General features: G+C 48.5%; 1 protein-coding gene. It reads left to right on the forward strand.

All coding sequences use genetic code 11. From position 1 onward, the window contains the following. The coding region (locus tag J8L97_RS23110) for an SdrD B-like domain-containing protein (protein WP_211053072.1) at positions 1–635 on the forward strand (635 nt) is incomplete at both ends.

Raw genomic sequence — 635 nt, forward strand, 5'->3', positions numbered from 1 at the left:
TCAAAATGGTGTTAAAGAGCCTAAAGATCTGGCGATCCCGAGCTTAGTAGTCACACTTACCGGTAAAGATAAGTTCGGCAACGCAGTGTCATTGACCACCAACACCGACAGTAATGGTGCGTTCAAATTTGACGCACTGCGCCAACCGGATGCAGACGGGTATGTGGTGATGCGTGCAGACACACCCAGCTATGAAGATGGTCAAGATTACCTTGATGGTGTGAAGAATACTTATGCGGGTAAAAACGCGGTGAAGGTAGCCACGGTAGGTAAGCCGAGTAAGGTGATCTTTACTGAACTACCTAATGCGGGCGAAGCCCGTGTTGAAGGCGTTGTGTTTGTTGATGGCAATCAAAATGGTGTTAAAGAATCACAAGATCTCGCGATCCCGAGCTTAGTAGTCACGCTTACCGGTAAAGATGAATTCGGTAATAGCGTCTCATTGACCACCAACACCGACAGTAATGGTGCGTTCAAATTTGACGCACTGCGCCAACCGGATGTAGACGGGTATGTAGTGACGCGCGCAGACACACCCAGCTACGAAGATGGCCAAGATTACCTTGATGGCATAAAGAATACTTATGCGGGTAAAAACGCGGTGAAGGTAGCCACGGTAGGTAAGCCGAGTAAGT

It is taken from the genome of Pseudoalteromonas sp. MMG012 (genome assembly GCF_018100875.1).
Taxonomy (GTDB): Bacteria; Pseudomonadota; Gammaproteobacteria; order Enterobacterales; family Alteromonadaceae; genus Pseudoalteromonas; species Pseudoalteromonas aurantia.